Genomic DNA, 308 nt, shown 5'->3' on the forward strand with positions numbered 1-308 from the left:
GTTTGCTAACCGCGCGGACCCGGATTTAATCTCGAGAAGCTGGTCTTATGATCAGACGCAAGTAGGTCGCTCGGCGTGACCTCGATAAAGCGATCTGATCGAAAAGAACACGTCGATGTCATCATGATGGTTTGGTTGTAAAAGGTAGCCGAACTGCTTCACTGGAAACGGTGTTGCTAATTGATGAGCATTGGCAATGAGAACGATTAAGTGTCGTAAGGGCATTTGGTGGATGCCTTGGCATGCACAGGCGAAGAAGGACGTGATACGCTGCGATAAGCTGTGGGGAGCTGCGAATAAGCTTTGAT

The 308-nt window shown here is 49.0% G+C and carries 1 rRNA gene; it reads left to right on the forward strand.

From position 1 onward, the window contains the following. Positions 1–204: 204 nt before the first annotated feature. Positions 205–308, forward strand: a 23S ribosomal RNA gene (locus JNB91_RS30520); the annotation flags it as partial.

This window comes from Aliirhizobium wenxiniae (assembly GCF_019511445.1).
Taxonomy (GTDB): domain Bacteria; phylum Pseudomonadota; class Alphaproteobacteria; order Rhizobiales; family Rhizobiaceae; genus Neorhizobium; species Neorhizobium wenxiniae_A.